13 protein-coding genes are annotated in these 15,796 nt (G+C 69.2%); 5 read left to right on the top strand and 8 right to left on the bottom strand.

Features of this window, described 5'->3' with window-relative positions; all coding sequences use genetic code 11:
* Positions 1 to 655 precede the first annotated feature (655 nt).
* Both OG252_RS12740 and OG252_RS12735 read left to right on the top strand, forming a co-directional pair.
* The gene (locus OG252_RS12740) at positions 656 to 1,315 is read left to right on the top strand and encodes a ThuA domain-containing protein (protein WP_329335987.1); all 660 of its coding nucleotides are present in this window, start codon (positions 656 to 658) and stop codon (positions 1,313 to 1,315) included.
* Between the two features lie 276 nt (positions 1,316 to 1,591).
* Positions 1,592 to 2,131 (top strand): peptidoglycan-binding domain-containing protein, encoded by a 540-nt coding sequence (locus OG252_RS12735; protein WP_266449535.1) that lies wholly within the window; start codon positions 1,592 to 1,594, stop codon positions 2,129 to 2,131.
* Positions 2,132 to 2,188: 57 nt separating this feature from the next.
* Here OG252_RS12735 and OG252_RS12730 read toward each other — a convergent pair whose 3' ends face one another.
* The 8 genes from OG252_RS12730 to OG252_RS12695 all read right to left on the bottom strand — a co-directional run bounded on the left by OG252_RS12730 (position 2,189) and on the right by OG252_RS12695 (position 11,922).
* Entirely contained in the window at positions 2,189 to 2,683 is a 495-nt protein-coding gene (locus tag OG252_RS12730) for a helix-turn-helix domain-containing protein (protein WP_329335985.1), read from the bottom strand.
* A gap of 217 nt (positions 2,684 to 2,900) precedes the next feature.
* A complete protein-coding gene (locus tag OG252_RS12725) occupies positions 2,901 to 3,944 on the bottom strand; it encodes a LacI family DNA-binding transcriptional regulator (protein WP_266449540.1) in 1,044 nt (347 codons plus the stop codon).
* A gap of 188 nt (positions 3,945 to 4,132) precedes the next feature.
* Positions 4,133 to 5,719: a family 43 glycosylhydrolase gene (locus tag OG252_RS12720; RefSeq protein ID WP_329335981.1), complete on the bottom strand. Its 1,587-nt coding sequence runs from the start codon at positions 5,717 to 5,719 to the stop codon at positions 4,133 to 4,135.
* A gap of 73 nt (positions 5,720 to 5,792) precedes the next feature.
* Positions 5,793 to 6,719 (bottom strand): carbohydrate ABC transporter permease, encoded by a 927-nt coding sequence (locus OG252_RS12715; protein WP_266449545.1) that lies wholly within the window; start codon positions 6,717 to 6,719, stop codon positions 5,793 to 5,795.
* A complete protein-coding gene (locus tag OG252_RS12710) occupies positions 6,719 to 7,603 on the bottom strand; it encodes a carbohydrate ABC transporter permease (RefSeq protein ID WP_266449548.1) in 885 nt (294 codons plus the stop codon). Before OG252_RS12710 ends, OG252_RS12715 begins: the two co-directional genes overlap by 1 nt.
* A 10-nt stretch (positions 7,604 to 7,613) precedes the next feature.
* On the bottom strand, positions 7,614 to 8,948 hold the full coding sequence (locus tag OG252_RS12705; protein ID WP_266449552.1) for an ABC transporter substrate-binding protein: 1,335 nt from the start codon (positions 8,946 to 8,948) through the stop codon (positions 7,614 to 7,616).
* 434 nt (positions 8,949 to 9,382) lie between these two features.
* On the bottom strand, positions 9,383 to 10,471 hold the full coding sequence (locus OG252_RS12700) for a LacI family DNA-binding transcriptional regulator (RefSeq protein ID WP_266449555.1): 1,089 nt from the start codon (positions 10,469 to 10,471) through the stop codon (positions 9,383 to 9,385).
* A gap of 437 nt (positions 10,472 to 10,908) precedes the next feature.
* Entirely contained in the window at positions 10,909 to 11,922 is a 1,014-nt protein-coding gene (locus tag OG252_RS12695; RefSeq protein ID WP_266449558.1) for a hydroxyacid dehydrogenase, read from the bottom strand.
* A gap of 653 nt (positions 11,923 to 12,575) precedes the next feature.
* On the opposite strand from OG252_RS12695, the gene OG252_RS12690 reads away from it, so the two are divergent.
* The 3 genes from OG252_RS12690 to OG252_RS12680 are packed head-to-tail and all read left to right on the top strand — an operon-like array spanning position 12,576 to position 15,792.
* The gene (locus OG252_RS12690) at positions 12,576 to 13,925 is read left to right on the top strand and encodes an extracellular solute-binding protein (protein WP_266449561.1); all 1,350 of its coding nucleotides are present in this window, start codon (positions 12,576 to 12,578) and stop codon (positions 13,923 to 13,925) included.
* Positions 13,922 to 14,923, top strand: coding sequence for a carbohydrate ABC transporter permease (locus OG252_RS12685; protein WP_266449564.1), 1,002 nt, complete (start codon positions 13,922 to 13,924; stop codon positions 14,921 to 14,923). The genes OG252_RS12690 and OG252_RS12685 overlap by 4 nt, the downstream gene beginning before the upstream one ends.
* A complete protein-coding gene (locus tag OG252_RS12680) occupies positions 14,920 to 15,792 on the top strand; it encodes a carbohydrate ABC transporter permease (protein ID WP_266449567.1) in 873 nt (290 codons plus the stop codon). Before OG252_RS12685 ends, OG252_RS12680 begins: the two co-directional genes overlap by 4 nt.
* Positions 15,793 to 15,796 lie beyond the last annotated feature (4 nt).

Here is a 15,796-nt window from a genome sequence, read left to right as displayed (position 1 = left end):
AGCAGCACATCTGGCTCATCGGCCGATGAGCCAGACACGGAGCCGGCCTCGGGGCCGGAGACGGCAGAGGCGAGGCGGCCGACGAACTGAATCAGGCTCCGTATCTGGCCGACTACTCGATCTTGTCGGGCACGTCTCGCCCGCCAACCGGCTTCTCGTGCCGCGCCGGTGTGAAACGACCTGCTGTCCCGCCCCGGATGGCCCGTGGGCGCACCGGGTCGTAGCGCCTGCCCGGACCTCAAAACCCCCGACCAACCACAGGGTTAATGGGTCCATCAGCGAGCCGACAGACCCCCATGAACGATCGGGACCAACAATCCCACTGACAACGCCCGGGTCAGCAGGTGACGCGAGAGCAGGCACGGACTCACTCGGCGGTCACGGGACTTGGACACTCACGTGATCACTGACTCCGTGCCTGCACTCCACAGCGGGACGTACCGCTACGTCGCACATCAGCCCTGAGTTGATCGCGCGATCCACAACAACACGACGGTCTGAACGCGGAGGTTGTCACTGAACTCCGCCGCGGAACGGGTGGTGTCGCCCTGGCTGTCGACGTGCTCCGTGCCCCGGTCGACGATCTTCCGCAGTGACCTCCCGAGCTTCGCGCACGGGTGTGACAGGCCCGGTGAAGTGCGTAAGGTCGGGCGTCATGGCTCCCCGACTCCTGGCCCACACCCGTACCACCGCCTACCGCCACGACTCCATCCCGTACGCCGTGTCCGCCCTCCGCACCTTCGGAGAGTTCGAGGTCGAGCACACCGAGGACCCCGCGGCCCTCGAACATCCCCTGGACCCGTACGCGGCCGTCGTCTTCCTTTCCACCAGCGGCGAGATCCTCACCCCCGCTGGACGCGAGCGGCTGGCCGGATATGTGGAGGCGGGCGGCGGGTTCGTCGGGGTGCATGCGGCGGCCTGTACGGAGTACGAGTGGCCGTACTACGGCGAACTCCTCGGTGCCCGCTTCGACCGGCACCCGGAGTTCCAGCCGGGCAGGGTCGTCGTGGAGGACCGGGCCCATCCGGCAACCCGACACATGCCCAGCGTCTGGGAGTTCACCGACGAGTGGTACGACTTCCGGACCAACCCGCGTGACACGGTACGGGTGTTGGCCCGCGTCGACGAGTCGTCGTACGACGGGGGCGGCATGGGGGCCGACCACCCGCTGGTGTGGTGCCGGGAGCAGGGGGAGGGGCGGGTCTTCTACACGGCCCTCGGGCACGCTTCCGAGGCATACGAGGATCCGGACTTCCGTGCTCATCTGCTGGGCGGCATCAGGTGGGCTGCTCGGCTGGAGAAGGACGCGGACTGAGCGGCGAAGGGCTCAGATCCTACTCATGCCGGTCCACCCCCGGCCGCCCCGGCCCATCGCCGGGCCACCCCGTCCCAGCCCGTCCCACCTCGTCCCCCTACGACCCGTCCCCGGCGGGGACATCGCCGTACGGAGCGTGGATCGTCCCGTGCCGGTCCACGTATGCCGTCAGGCCTCGCCGTGCCGCCGTCCGACCGTGACGCTGTGTCGTGCCAAGTGAGGCGAGCCGCCCCAGGGGGGAACCACGGGGGTCGGCGGTTCGGAAAGGAAGACCGCATGAGCAAGCGCAATCGGGCTGTCGCCATGGCTTCGGCCGTGTTGCTGGTCGCCGGGGGTGCCGTAACGGCCATGGCGCCGGCGGCGAACGCCGCGGACTACCACGGCATCGACGGCAACAGCTACGTCTACGACGACTGGCAGGACGAGGAGAACCTCGGCGTCGACGACTACGCACAGAGCAACGCCACGGCCCTGTGGGAGACCGTCCTGTGGGCGGACGGTGCCATGTACGAGGACGAGGACGGTGACTGGCACCCCTTCAAGAAGAACAAGATCGACGGCTCGTTCGGCCCGGAGACCGAGTCGGCCACCCAGTGGTGGCAGAACCACTACGGCATCCCGGAGAACGACGGCGTCGTCACCGACGACTGCTGGCTGTCCGCCCAGAGCCGGCTCCACGGCCCGTACGCGAGCAGCAACGTCCAGTACTCCGGCAGTGCTCGGACCGTCACCTTCAAGCGGGTCAGCGGCAAGTACCGCGTGAAGCTCAAGGGCACCGGCTCCTGGAAGATCGCGTACTACGACAAGGTCGGCTGACAGTACGGGCGGGCTCAGGCCCAGTACTGGTCCGGAGGGGGGCGGGTGGCCGTACGGTCATCCGCCCCCTTCCGGCAGTGCCCACAGCAGCCCCGCCGCCAGCAGCACGATGACGGCGAACGCGACCAGCGCCGCCGTCCGCCAGCGCCGGTACTCGGTGCCGGGCGGCAGCGGCGCCGTCTCGGGCGACCCGGTCGGCACCGCCGTACCCGGCATCCCCACACCCGGCATCCCCACACCGGGCGCCGCCGCACCGGGCACCGCCGCACCGGACACCACCGTTCCCCGCGGCCAGGTCGTGTGGGCCAGGTCCCACAGCGCCAGCAGCCGCGCCTGGTCCCCGCCCGCGACCCGGCACAGTGCCTGGACCGCGCCCCTCGGCGGCTGTTTGGTCCCGCTGAGATACCGCTGCCAGGACGACTTGCTGTACGCGGTCCGCCGGGCGAGTTCCGCGAGGCTCAGGCCCGTACGGTCCTTCAGATCACGCAGTTGCTCGACCAGGTGCCGTGCCTCCCTCGGCAGCGCATCCGGCAGCGGCCGCCAGCGTGTCATCGTCGTCCCCCCAGCACTCGCCGCCGCTCCGCCCCCGAGCAACGGCCCCCCACCCCGCCGCATCCTTCGACGCCCGGCCGACCCGGCCAGTTCCCTCCCTCCGTATATGAGCAAAAGTGAGCGAATCCGGCGGTCGGTGGCCCGTGCAAGCGTCCGAAAGGGTGTAGGTACGTGAGTGTGTCGCCGGGTGCGGCCGGAGCGGACTCTGCCGAAGCACCTAGACCCGCGGCCCCGCCGTACTCGCCCGCTCCACCAACCGCGTCGACAGCTCCGTCCGCGTACTCTCCGGCCGGTCCCCGTCCATCATCCGCACCAGCAGCCGCAGCGCCGTCGCCGCCATCTCCGACAGCGGCTGGCGGACCGTGGTGAGGGCCGGGGTGAGCCAGCGGGCTTCGGGGAGGTCGTCGAAGCCTACGACGCTCATGTCGTCCGGCACGGTCAGTCCCCGCTCGCCCAGCGCCTCGTAGACGCCGAGGGCCATCCGGTCCGAGCAGACGAACACGGCCGTGGGCGGCTCGGGCAGGTCGAGGAGTTCGCGCATGCGGCTGCGGGCGATGCTCTCGTCGAAGCCGGCGTGCCGGACGTACTCGGGACGCTGGCGTACGCCCGCCGAGGCGAGCGCCGAGCGGTAGCCGGCGACGCGTGCGCTGCTGCACATCTTGCGCTGGTGACCGGCGATGACGGCGATGCGCTCGTGGCCCAGGGCGAGCAGGTGCTCGGTCGCCGTCACCCCGCCGTGCCAGTTCGCCGCGCCCACCGACACCACGCCGGGCGGTGGGTCGAGGACGGGGTCGATCATCACGTACGGAATGCGGTGCTGGTCCAGCCAGGCGTACTGGGAGTCGGTGAGCTCGGCCAGGTTGAACAGCACGCCCGAGGAGCCGCGGGCGATGAGCTTGTCCAGCCAGCCGCGTTCCGGGCGGCCGGCGCGGGTCCTGGTCAGGCCGGCCGACACCACCACCTCGAGACCCGCGTCGTGCGCCGCCGCCTCCACTCCGTGCAGCACCGCACCCGACCAGGAGCTCTCCAGTGAGTGCACGACCAGGTCGACCAGCCCCGACGCCTTCCCCACGTCGAAGCGGGGTCTGCGGACGTAACCGAGCCGGTCCAGCGCCTCCGTGACCCGGCGGCGGGTCTCGGGGGCGACGTCCTCCCGGCCGTTGACGACCTTGGAGGCGGTGGGTACGGACACCCCCGCCTCGCGGGCCACGACCGCCAGGGTCGGCCCGGCCGTCACGCTCGCAGTCTCCGTACGGACCATCGGGAACCACCTCTCCGGCCCGCCCGAGGGCCATGAAAAGTTTCGACAGCGTTGCTCCCGAGGGGCGGGAGGCCCCCGGATAGTAAGCGCTCTCTACGGTCTCTACCCTAGGTTCGCCGCAGGACCTCGGGAAGAGGCCGGGGTTCGCAGGTCTGTGTCGGGTCGGGGTTTCGGAACTCCGGACATGGCTAGCGGCAGTCGAGGCGGAATCCCGTGAAGTCGGCCGTGAACCCCGCGTCGACGAGATCCACGGCATGGATTCCGGCCATCGCCCCGGTGAAGCGCAGCTTCGATCCGTGGTCGTCGGAGAGCCTGCCGAAGTCGAGTGGCGACCCGACCGGCGTGCGCACACCGTCCCGGAGGTACCAGAACCGCGCCTCGGCGCCATCGGTCGTCACACCGAGCGTGAGCGCCCGGTCCGCGTCGACGTCCACGACGGCCACCTGCCGCGTGCCCGCCTCGTCCCGCTCCACCAGGCTGAGCACCGTACTCCCGCCGCCCCGCCACTGCTGGCCGCACTGCCCCTCGCCCTCGGGCTCCGCCCAGGTCAGGTCGAGGGCGAGATACGCCTCGGTGTTGTACCAGAGCACCAGCCCGGCGGCCTGTGTGAAGGTCCGCGGCCGTGCCTCGACGGTGACCTCGGCCTCCGCGCGGTGCTCGGTGATCCGCCGGGCCAGCAGACTGTGGGCCCACCACGACTCGGGCCCGTGCCGGCCGCGCAGCCGGATCCGGCCGGGGTGGCTGGTGGCGTCCGCCCAGGAGGGGTCGGGGGCGGCGCGCAGGGTGCTCCACGGCCAGCCCAACGGGTCGGCGGAATCCTCGCGTCGGCCCAGTGGTCGTATCTCTGTCGGTATGTCGACCTCGACCGCAGGATGCGCACCCCCGTGTCGCATCCTGGGCCAGCCCTCCGCGTCCCACGTCACCGCCTGGATCGCCGTCTCGCGGCCCAGCGTGCAGCGGAGTCCGTCGGGTGTCCGCAGCGGACGGGCCGCCAGGTGACTCAACACCCAGTCGCCGCCCGGTGTTCGGACCAGTTCGCCGTGTCCCGCCTTCTGCAGCGGCAGCGACGGGTCGTCCCGGGACGTCAGCAGCGGGCCGTCGTCGAGTACGTACGGCCCGGTCAGCTCGCGACTGCGCGCCACCAGGACCCCGTGCTCGAAGCCCGTGCCGCCCTCCGCCAGGACCAGGTAGTACCAGCCGTCGCGCCGCACCACCTTCGGCCCCTCCACCAGCCGTTCGTGCTGGAGCAGCAGGTGCGTGTCGCCGACCGGGCTCAGCGTCTCCCGGTCCAGCTCGGTCAGCACGATCCCGGCGAAGCGCCTGCCGCCCGGCCGATGGTCGTTCTGCAGGTTGAGCAGCCACACCCGGCCGCCCTCGTGGAAGAGCGCGGGGTCGAAGCCGTGGCCGGCGATGCGACGCGGTGAGGACCACGTGCCGTCCACGTCCGTGGCCGTCGTGACGTAGGTGTCCGTGTCGAAGTACGGCGTGCCGACCGAGCGGACGATCGAGTAGACCATCCAGAAGCGGTCCCCGTCCCAGCTCAGCGAGGGAGCCCAGATGCCGCCCGAGTCGGGTACCCCGGCCAGTGAGCCGCCGGGAGCCGCGCCCCGGACATGGCCCGCGTACTCCCAGTCCGCCAGGTCCCGCGAGCGGTGGATCGGGATCGTCGGGAACCACTCGAAGGAACTCGTCGCCACGTAGTACCAGTCGTCCACGCGGACCAGGGAGGGGTCCGGGGCGAAGCCGCGGATGACGGGATTGCGCAGCCGGGTCACGTCAGGGATCCCGTCGTCCTGGTCGCTTCGGGGCTCTCTGCGGCACGGTCACCTGAGGCGCCGGGCGTCACGGTCACTTGAGGGCTCCCATCGTCACGCCGGATCGCCAGTACCGCCGCATCGCGATCATCATGATCGCCATCGGCACGATGGAGAGCAGCGCACCCGTCAGGACGAGACTCGTCAGGTCGACGCCGGACTCCTGACGCTTGCCGGACCAGTTGTACAGGCCCAGATTGAGGGTCCAGTTCTCCTCGCCGCGCAGGACGGTGAGCGGCAGGAAGAAGGCGTTCCAGGTGTTCACGAAGGCCAGCAGGAACACCGTCGCACCGCCGGTCGTCATCATCCGCAGCACGATGCTGAAGAAGATCCGCAGCTCACCGGCGCCGTCGATGCGGGCCGCCTCGAGCAGCTCGAAGGGAATCGTGGCCTCGGTGTACACCTTGGCGAGGTACACGCTGAACGGGTTGATCAGGCAGGGGATCAGCATCGCCCAGGGCGTGTCGACCATGCCGATCTCCGAGAACAGCAGGTACAGCGGGAGCGTGAGCAGGGCGATCGGGATCAGGAACGAACCCACGACGCACGCGAACACGGCACCGCGGCCCGGGAAGTCGAAGCGGGCCAGGCCGTAGCCGGTGGCGAGGGCGATGAGGGTGCCGCCGAGGGAGCCGACACCCGCGTACAGGAACGAGTTGGCGGTCCAGCGCAGGAAGATGCCGTCGTCGTAGGTGAACACCTGGCGCAGGTTCTCCCACAGGTGCATGTCGGAGAACCACAGCCCGTTGCTCTGGTACAGCCCCACCCGGTCCTTGGTCGCGGCGATGATCAGCCAGTACACCGGGAACAGGCTGTAGGCGCTGGCCAGGGCCAGACCGACGAGGAGGAAGCGCTGGCCGCCCCGGGAGCGCGCCGCCGGGTCAGGGCGGGTGAGCCGCCGTACGGTGCGCCCGCGCGGCCGCTCGGTGCTGTTCTCCGTACGGTTTTCCGTCAGTGCCATCAGTCCGCCTCCCTCGAGGTCAGCCGGTAGAAGAGGAAGGACGCGACGCCGAGGAACAGGGCGAGCAGCACGGACAGGGCCGCGGCGTAGTTGTAGTTGCCGGCGTTGAACGCCTGGTTGTAGATGATCATGATCGGGGCGAAGCTGTCGCTGATCGTCTGCGGAGTCACGTTCCGGAACAGTGCGGGCTCGTTGAAGATCTGCAGCATCTGGATGATCGACAGCAGTGCGGTCAGGACGAGCGCGCCGCGCACGAACGGGATCTTGATGCTCCGTGCGATCCGCAGCTCCGAGGCGCCGTCCAGCCGCGCGGCTTCGAACAGTTCGCGGGGCACGCCCTGGAGCGCCGAGTAGATGATCACCATGTTGTAGCCGATGCCGTGCCAGGTCAGCAGGTTGCCGATGGCCGGCCACACCATCGAGGGGGCGAAGAAGTTCCAGTCGAACCCGAACAGCTCGCCGAGCGGGGTCAGGGGACCCACCGCCGGGCTGTACAGGTTGATCCACACGATGGCCGCGACCACGCCGGGGATCATGTACGGAACCAGCAGCAGGATCCGGAACCGGCCGGCCACCCGCGAGGTGACCGCGTCCAGGCAGAGCGCCAGCATCAGGCTCACGAACAGCATGAACGGGATCTGGACACAGGCGAACAGCACCACCCTCAGGATGGAGGTCATGAACGCCGAGTCGGTCAGGCCCTGCTGGTAGTTCTCCAGCCCGACGAACTCCGTGGTCGAGCCGCCGAGACCGAGTCCGGACTGCTTCTCCAGGTACAGCGACTGGTGGATCGCGTAGCCGATCGGAAGCAGGTAGAGGAAGACGAAGCCGAGCTGGAAGGGCACCGTGAAGGCGGCACCCTTCCAGCGCTGCGAGCGAATCATGAAGTGTGCCTCAGCCCTTGACGCTGATGCCGCGCTGCTTCAGGTCGTTGACCGTCCACTCCTGCATGTGCGCGAGCAGATCGGTGACCTTCTGCTTCTTGCCGACGACCGCGGCCCACTCGTCCTGCATCTCCGTGAACATCGCGGTCCAGTTCGGGCCGAAGGTCCAGTCGTCGGTGATGGTGCCCATGCTGTCCGTCACGACCTTCTGGGCCGGCCCGTAGTTCTTGCCCAGCAGCTTCTCGGGGATCGCCTCCGGGACGTACGAGCTGCTGTCGGCCACCGCGGGCATCACGCCGCTGCCGGTCTCCGGACTCGCCATGGTCTTGACCGCACCGGCGTCGGTGGACATCCACAAGGCAGCCTGAGCGGCCTGTTCCTTGTTCTCGCACTGCTCGGTCACCAGCGTCAGCCCGCCACTCTGGTTGGTCCCGGCAGGAGTCCTGGGCGCCTCACCGGTGAACGTCGGCCAGGGGGACAGCGCCCACTTGCCGAAGGACTTGGTGAAGTTCTGCACCATGCCGGACATCTGCCAGGTGGAGATCTGCCGCGTCACGGTGCCGGCGTTGTCGTAGTTGCGCTGCACGGCCGCGTAGTCGGCGAAGGAGAGCTTGGAGTTGAGGTCGTTGTCGATGATCTCCTGGATCACCTTGGCGGCCTTCAGGGTGCCCGCGTCCTGGAAGTCCACCTTCCAGGAGCCACCGTCGATCGCGTACCAGTGTGCCCCGGCCTGCATGGCGAGCACCTCCAGGGTGCTCGGGTCCTCACCGGCGTAGTTGGTGATCTTGATGTCGTGCTTCTTCAGTTCCTTGCCGGCGGCGATGAAGTCGTCCCAGGTCGCGGGCGCCTTCAGGCCGTACTTCTCGAAGACGTCGGTGCGGTAGATGGTGAAGGCCGGCGCCGAACTGGTGGGGATGCCGTAGACCTTGCCCTGGACCTGGCCGACGGCCCACGAGCCGGGGTTGAACTTGTCCTTGCTCGACTCGACGTACTTGGTGATGTCGGCAAGGGCGCCCTGCGACACCCAGCTCGTGACGTACTCGCCGGTGTTCTGCAGCAGGCAGGGCGCGTTGCCGGCCTTGACCGCGTTGGTCAGCTGCTTCTGCATGGTCAGCTGGTCGGTGACCTTCGTGTACTTGAGCTGGACGTCCTTGTGCGAGGCGTTGAACGCCTTCACGACGGCCTCCTGGCCGTTCGCCCAGCCCCAGAAGGGGAGGGTGACCGGGCCGGACGACTTGGCGTCGTCGCCGGAGTCCGATCCGCCGCACGCGGAGAGCAGACCTGACAACGCGAGTCCCGCCACGGCTGCGCGGGCGAACCTTCTCCGGGGGCTGGTGAAGTTCATCTGACCGTGTTCCTTCGAAGAGTAGGGCGACTCGGAGGGGAGAGGACGGCGCCTCGATGTGGGCCGGGAACGGCGGCCGGAAACCATCGGCTCGCGGTTGCGGGGGGTCGGCCAAGCGGAAGCTGTAGTAAGCGGTTGCTGGGACGGTAGGACGGCGATCCTGCTCATAGCAAGAGGTGCGCGCCAATTTGTTACGCCGGTTTGTCCGTGGGGTTATGTGCGGGTGCACGCCCGACGGGGCCGGATCGGGCAATGTCTAAGCAGGTCAGCAGCTTGGGGAGGGAACTTTGGCGGACCTCGACTGCTGTCCCCGGCGGACCGGGGGACACCGTCAAAAACTTCTAGAAAACGTTTACGAAACGATCTGCTTGCGGTGCTCGCTGCCTGCGTCTGCTGCGTCTGCTGCGTCTGCTGCGTCTGCTGCGTCTGCTGCGTCAGCTCCGCCGGGCGGGCGGCTGCACCGAGTTCCGTACGACGACATGGGTGCCCAGCACGAGATGGTCGCCGTCGCTGCCCTTGCGGCGGGTGCCGCCGCCCTCACGCCGGTCGGCGACCGCGCGCAGCGCGGCCCGGCCCATCTCCTCGTACGGCACGTGCACGGTGGTGAGCTGCGGGGTGAGCTGGGACGCCAGCGGGATGTCGTCGTAGCCGACGATCGAGACGTCCTCGGGCACCCTGAGCCCGCCCGCACGCAGTGCCTGCATCGCGCCCGCGGCGACCACGTCGGTCCCGGCCAGGACCGCGGTGAAGTCGAGCCCGTCGCGCAGACTGTCCTCGATGGCCTCGTACCCGTGCTCGTAGTCGTACGGCCCGTGCCGCACCATGTCCGGGTCGAAGGGCACGCCGTACGCCTCGAAGGCCCGCCGCGCGCCCTTCAACCGGCCCTGGGCGGTGGTGAGTTCGGCGTGGCCCGGCAGCACCAGGACCTTGCGGTGGCCGGCCGAGAGCAGATGGCTGGCCATGGCGTAGGCGCCGCCCTCGTTGTCGTAGTCGACCGTCGTGGCCGGTACGTCGCCCTCCAGGGGCGGCCTGCCCACCAGGACCAGGTGGGAGCCGGCCGCGTCCAGGGAGCGGGCGAAGCGGGCCATGCGCAGCTGGTACTCGTCGTAGTCGTAGGCGCCGCCGAGCAACACCACGGCGGCGACGCCCTGTTGGCGCATGAGATTCACCAGCGCGAGCTCCCGCTCGGGATCGTCGCCGGTGGTCCCCACCAGGGACAGCCAGCCGCGCAGCGTGGCCGCGCCCTCGACGCCCTTCGCCACGTGGGCGAACGCGGCGCCGGTGATGTTGTTGATGAGGATCGCGACCGTCGGCGTACCGCCCCCGGCGAGGGAGCGGGCGTGCGCGTTGGTGACGTAGTCCAGGTCGCCGACCACCTTCATCACCCGGCGGCGCAACTCCTCCGAGACCGGGTAGTTGCCCGACAGGACCCGCGACACGCTCGCCACGGAGACCCCCGCACGCTCCGCCACGTCGCGGATGGTGGCCCGTCCGGCGTCACCGGCCGCCTTGCGCTGACTCACCGTTGCGGCTCCTTCATCGTTGCGACTGCTGCGCCGGACGACCGTGGCCCGGGCTTTCCAGCGGAGGGTCGGGGGGCCGGCTCAGCACCGGTGCGGAAACCGTATCCCATGGTTTCCGCCGACGGTTTCCGTCGGGTGAGGGGAGCCGATCCCCGCCGGGTGAGGGGAGCCGATCCCCGCCGGACAAGGGGAACCGATCCTTGCCGGATGCGCTGAGCCGATGAGGCCGCTCGCGGCAAGGGCCCGGCAATGTCCCCCTGTCCCCCTGTCCCCTGTCCCCCTGTGCCCTGTCCCCGGGCGCCGGCCCCGAGCGCGGGGGCCGAAGGGCTGAGCACGGTCGGGCTCCCGGTACCGGCTTGGGCGCCCCGTAGGCGACCGAGCCGTCGAACACAGCGGCCCGGGTGTCCTATGGGCGGACCGACCGTCACCACCCATGACTACGCAACTCGCGCCAAGTCCGAGTGCCGTACCTCATGAGTCAGCGGAACCCCCGCCACCAGCCGTTCCAGCTCCTCCACGACGATCTGCCCGAGCCGTTCCAGTTCGTTGCCGAGCGACCCCGCGATGTGCGGGGTGAGGAAGACGTTGGGCAGTCGGTAGAGCGGGGAGCCCGCGGGCAGCGGCTCGGGCTCGGTGACGTCGAGGATCGCGTGCAGTCGGCCGGAGACCAGCTCGTCGGTGAGCGCGTCGTGGTCGATCAGGGCGCCGCGGGAGGTGTTGATGAGGACGCCGCCGTCCTTGATCAGGGCGAGTCTGCCGGCGTCGAGCATGCGATAGGTCTCGGGGATGTCGGGGGCGTGCAGGGACACGATGTCGCTGTGTCTGAGCAGGTCGTCCAGCGGCAGCAGCTCGGCGCCCAGGGCGGCGGCCTCGGCGGCGGATACGTACGGGTCGTGCAGCAGTACCGAGAACTCGAACGGCCGGAGCAGTTCGAGGAGCCGGCGGCCCACCCGGGACGCGCCGATGACGCCGATGCGGCGGCCGACGTTGCCGGTGTGCGCGGTGTCGGCGGGGGTCGGGTAGGTGTGGGTGGCGCGGAAGCGCTCGCGGTGGGTGAAGGTGTCCTTCCCCGCGAGCAGGATCATCGCGAGGGTGTACTCCGCGACCGGCAGGGCGTTGGCGGTCACCGCGCTGGAGACGGCGATCCCGCGCTTCCACAGTTCCTCGCCGACCAGCGAACGGACCGAGCCCGCGGCGTGCAGGACCGCGCGCAGCCGGGGTGCCGCGGCGAGGACGCCGGCGTCGAGGGCGGGGCAGCCCCAGCCGGTGATCAGGAACTCGGCCCGGGCCAGGGCGTCCGCCGCGGTCGGATCGGTGAAGTCCCGTACGACGAGTGCGGGGTCGAGGTCGGCCGCCTGCGTCAGCCGGGCCATGAGCGGCGGGGGGAAGAGCAGGGGGAGGTGTACCGGATCCATGGCGAACACGGCCCTGGGTGGCTGCGGGCTGGGCATGTCTCTCCTGACACACTGGATGGAAACATTTTCAGAAAGCGTCTTCTACCGTAGATCTGGCGATGACGGGCGGTCAATCGGCAGGATGGAGTGGTGAGGACGGCGTCGGTCGGGTTGGCCGACGGCCGGGAGCGCCGGATGTCGTGAAATCGCTTACCGCGGCCCGCCATCGCTTACCGCGGCCCGCCATCGCTTACCGCGGCCCGCCAACGCGTGCCGCGGGTCCCGGGAGCGTGTGCGGGGCTCCGGGTGGAGATCGGGCTGTCCGGCTGGGGGCTTGAGGCTGGGCAACCGGTTCCCGACATCAGGCCATCCGGAACCGCCGTCCCGCTCACGTTTCCTGCGCAGATCAGGCCGCGTTCCACCGGCCTGGCTCGGCCGGTTGGCCCATGACGCCGAGGTTACACAGTCTTTTCGAAAATTCGCCAAGACTCTTGACGTCGTTTCCGGACAGGAAGAAGCTCTGCCCCAACGCAAGACAACCGGTTGCCCAGAAGGTTGCTGATCGGGCTGCTGAGTCGATTGCTGGGTCGATTGCTGAATCGGCTGTCCGAACCGGTCGCGCCCGAACGGGTCGACGAACCGGCTGCCGCGATCGACGATCCGATCTTTGGTCGATATCCCGAACGGACAGAGCAGGAGGTGGTGCGTTCATGCGCCCACATGCCGGTGCCCCCCTGAGCCGCCGCCGATTTCTCGCCCTCTCGGCGGCCGGCGCCGCGACCGGAGCCGCGGCGCTCAACGGCTGCGCCCTGCAGGTGTCCACCGGGGTGAGTGGCCCGGGCGAGACCGTCACGGTGATGGCGAAGCCCGACGACATCTCCCCTGAACTGGTCCAACAGGCCCAGAAGGATCTCGGCCTCAAGATCGTCACGGTGCGGTACGACCTCACCAAGCTGATCGGGATGATGACCAACGGCAACCCGCCCGACCTGGTGCGCGGCGTCGGTGCCACGGACGCGCCGTACTTCGCGGCGCGGGAGGTGATGGAGGACCTGGACCCGTACTTCGCCAGGAGCACGGTGCTCAGGCTCGACGACCTGGACCCGGTCAACGACCTGTGGCGCTACGACGGCCGCACCCAGGGCAAGGGGCCGCGCTACGGCATGGCGAAGGACTTCTCCCAGGACTCCATGTTCTGGTACAACACCGCGCTCTTCGACAAGGTGGGCGTCGACCACCCGCCGGAGCTGGAGCCGGTCACCTTCGAGGAGTGGCTGGAAACCGCCAAGCGGCTCACGCAGCGCAAGAACGGCCAGACGACCGTCTTCGGCGGCAGCTACAACGGCGTGAACACCACCAACCTCCTGGCGAGCCTGACGGCGGCCGCCGGCGGAAGTCTCTTCAGCGACGACTTCTCACGGATCGACTTCACCACCCCCGAGGCCCGCAAGGCGCTGGGCTGGTACATCGACTACGGCCGGACGAAGGTCGGGCCGAGCATCATCCAGCCCGACCCCAACGCCTGGGACGGGCCCACCTACCAGGCGAACCGCATGGCCATGTCGGGCAGCGGCTACTGGCTCGGCGGTCTGATCAACGCCGACAAGAAGCTGGCACCGGTCTCCCGCCTCGCCCCAGCCCCCGTCTTCCAGGGCGGCCCGCGAGTCAGCCCCTGTCAGGCCGGCACCGGCTTCTGGATGCCGAGCAAGGGGCGGAACAAGGACGCCGCCTGGCGGGTCTTCGAGTGGTTCTTCGGCGAGGCACCCGCCAAGGCGCGCGCGTCCGGCGGCTGGGGCATCCCCACCCTGAAGTCACTGCGGCCGCTGATGCCCGATCAGGAGACCTATCAGAAGCGGGAGTTGGAGGTGCAGAACGCCGAGCTGAAGCACTTCTCGGTGATCGCGTTCACGCCGTACGCCACGGCGGATTCGCTCTACGCCCTCTTCAACCAGTTCGCCCCCGCCGCGATGAACGGACAGATGTCGGTCGACACCCTGGCCGGACGCCTCAACTCGGTCATGAACGAGCAGCTCAAGCGCGGTAAGGAGCAGGTGGGATGACGGTCGACCAGATCTCCTCCGTCGCGGAGCGGCCGCCCGGCGCGGCCACGGGCGCCGGCCGGGCGCCGGCCTCGGACCGGCCCCGGACCTCCATGACCGCGCGCAGGCACCGGGCGTTCTACCTGTTCACCTCGCCCTGGATCATCGGGTTCCTGCTGCTGACCATCGTGCCGATGACGTACGCGCTGTGGCTGAGCTTCACCACCTTCGACGGCATCTCGCCGAACTGGCGCTACGTCGGGTTCGGCAACTACACCGAGCTGCTCGCCGACTCCACGACCTGGGACTCCCTGGGCCGCACCGGCCTGTTCGCGCTGACCTCGGTACCGCTGTCGATCATCGCCGGACTCGGGCTCGCGGTCCTGGTCAACCGGCCGATCAAGGCACGCGGTCTGTTCCGCACCCTGCTCTACCTGCCGGCCGTGGTGCCGCCGGTGGGTGTGGGCCTCGCCTTCAAGGCGCTCTTCGACCAGAACTCCGGTGCCGCCAACGGCGCCCTGACCCTGTTCGGCTTCGACGCCCTCGGCTGGCTCGCCGACCCCTACGCCCGGTACGTGCTCCTGATGAGCGTGCTGTGGGCCGCCGGAAACATCATGATCATCTCGCTGGCCGGGCTCCAGGACGTGCCCCGCGAACTCCACGAGGCGGCCCGCATCGACGGCGCGAGCGCCTGGCGGACCTTCCGCAGCATCACCGTGCCGCTGCTCTCGCCGGTGCTGCTCTTCCAGACGGTGACCGGTGTGATCGCCTCGGTGCAGACCATCATGCCGCTGCTGCTGACCCCGGACGGCACGACCGCGGGCGTCACCGCACTGCCGCAGTCCAACTACCTCTACATGATGCACGTGTTCGGGCAGTACTTCGCGCTCGGCCGCTACGGCTACGCCTCCGCACTGCTGTGGGTGCTCTTCGTGCTGATCCTCATCGTGACCGGACTCATCTTCAAGTTCACGTCCGGCGTGGTGTTCTACAACGTCGACCCGGAGGCGAAGAAGTGACAGCCACCAGCCTGCCCGTGCAGCCCCCGGTGTCCACGCCCCGAGTGCGGATCCGGGTGAACCGCCTTGTCCTCTACACCGTTCTCGTCTCCCTCACCGGCCTGTTCCTCGGCCCGGTCGGCTGGCTGATCCTCACCGGGCTCAAGACCCCGGCCGAACTGGCCGCGTCACCCGTGCACTGGCTGCCCACCGACTTTCAGTGGCACAACTTCGCCGACGCCTTCAACCTGATCGACTTCCTCGGCTACGCCCGCAACTCCCTGATCATCGCGACCATCTACGCCACCCTCGTCACCCTCAGCTCGGCCTGGGTCGGTTTCGGATTCGCCCGCCTGGACGCGCCCGGCAAGAAGCCGCTGTTCGGCATCCTGCTCGGCTCGATGATGCTGCCCCAGCTCATCACCCTGCTGCCGACCTACCTGATCTTCGCCAAGCTCGGCATGGTCGACACCTACTGGCCGTGGGTGCTGTGGGGCCTGGCCGCCGCCCCGTATCTCGTCTTCCTCTTCCGGCAGTTCTTCGCCGGCCTGCCGCGCGAGCTGGAGGAGGCCGCGATCATCGACGGCTGCGGCTACGCCACGATCTTCTGGCGGATCTTCCTGCCGCAGTCCTGGCCGGTGCTGTCCGCGAGCTTCGTGATCGCCTTCACCTGGAGCTGGGGGGACTACATCGCGCCCCAACTCCTGCTGTCGACCGACAAGTCGACGCTCGCCGTCGCCGTCATGTCGACGTACGTCACCTCGGCCGGCACCCCGGTCGCCAACCTCCAGGCCGCGGCCTCCGTGATGTACGTCGTCCCGATCCTGCTGATCTTCCTGATCGCCCAGCGCGGTTTCGTGGCCGGGATGTCCACGACCGGACTGAAGTAGTCCC

Source organism: Streptomyces sp. NBC_01352 (genome assembly GCF_036237295.1).
Classification (GTDB): domain Bacteria; phylum Actinomycetota; class Actinomycetes; order Streptomycetales; family Streptomycetaceae; genus Streptomyces; species Streptomyces plumbiresistens.
This window is presented reverse-complemented; position numbering and strand designations above follow the sequence as displayed.

What these genes read in the sequence shown, in the direction of transcription:
- OG252_RS12740 (WP_329335987.1), top strand. Translation starts at nt 656, where the DNA reads ATGGCTCCCCGACTCCTGGCCCACACCCGTACCACCGCCTACCGCCAC.
- OG252_RS12735 (WP_266449535.1), top strand. Translation starts at nt 1,592, where the DNA reads ATGAGCAAGCGCAATCGGGCTGTCGCCATGGCTTCGGCCGTGTTGCTG.
- OG252_RS12730 (WP_329335985.1), bottom strand. Translation starts at nt 2,683, where the DNA reads ATGACACGCTGGCGGCCGCTGCCGGATGCGCTGCCGAGGGAGGCACGG.
- OG252_RS12725 (WP_266449540.1), bottom strand. Translation starts at nt 3,944, where the DNA reads ATGGTCCGTACGGAGACTGCGAGCGTGACGGCCGGGCCGACCCTGGCG.
- OG252_RS12715 (WP_266449545.1), bottom strand. Translation starts at nt 6,719, where the DNA reads ATGGCACTGACGGAAAACCGTACGGAGAACAGCACCGAGCGGCCGCGC.
- OG252_RS12710 (WP_266449548.1), bottom strand. Translation starts at nt 7,603, where the DNA reads ATGATTCGCTCGCAGCGCTGGAAGGGTGCCGCCTTCACGGTGCCCTTC.
- OG252_RS12705 (WP_266449552.1), bottom strand. Translation starts at nt 8,948, where the DNA reads ATGAACTTCACCAGCCCCCGGAGAAGGTTCGCCCGCGCAGCCGTGGCG.
- OG252_RS12695 (WP_266449558.1), bottom strand. Translation starts at nt 11,922, where the DNA reads ATGCCCAGCCCGCAGCCACCCAGGGCCGTGTTCGCCATGGATCCGGTA.
- OG252_RS12690 (WP_266449561.1), top strand. Translation starts at nt 12,576, where the DNA reads ATGCGCCCACATGCCGGTGCCCCCCTGAGCCGCCGCCGATTTCTCGCC.
- OG252_RS12685 (WP_266449564.1), top strand. Translation starts at nt 13,922, where the DNA reads ATGACGGTCGACCAGATCTCCTCCGTCGCGGAGCGGCCGCCCGGCGCG.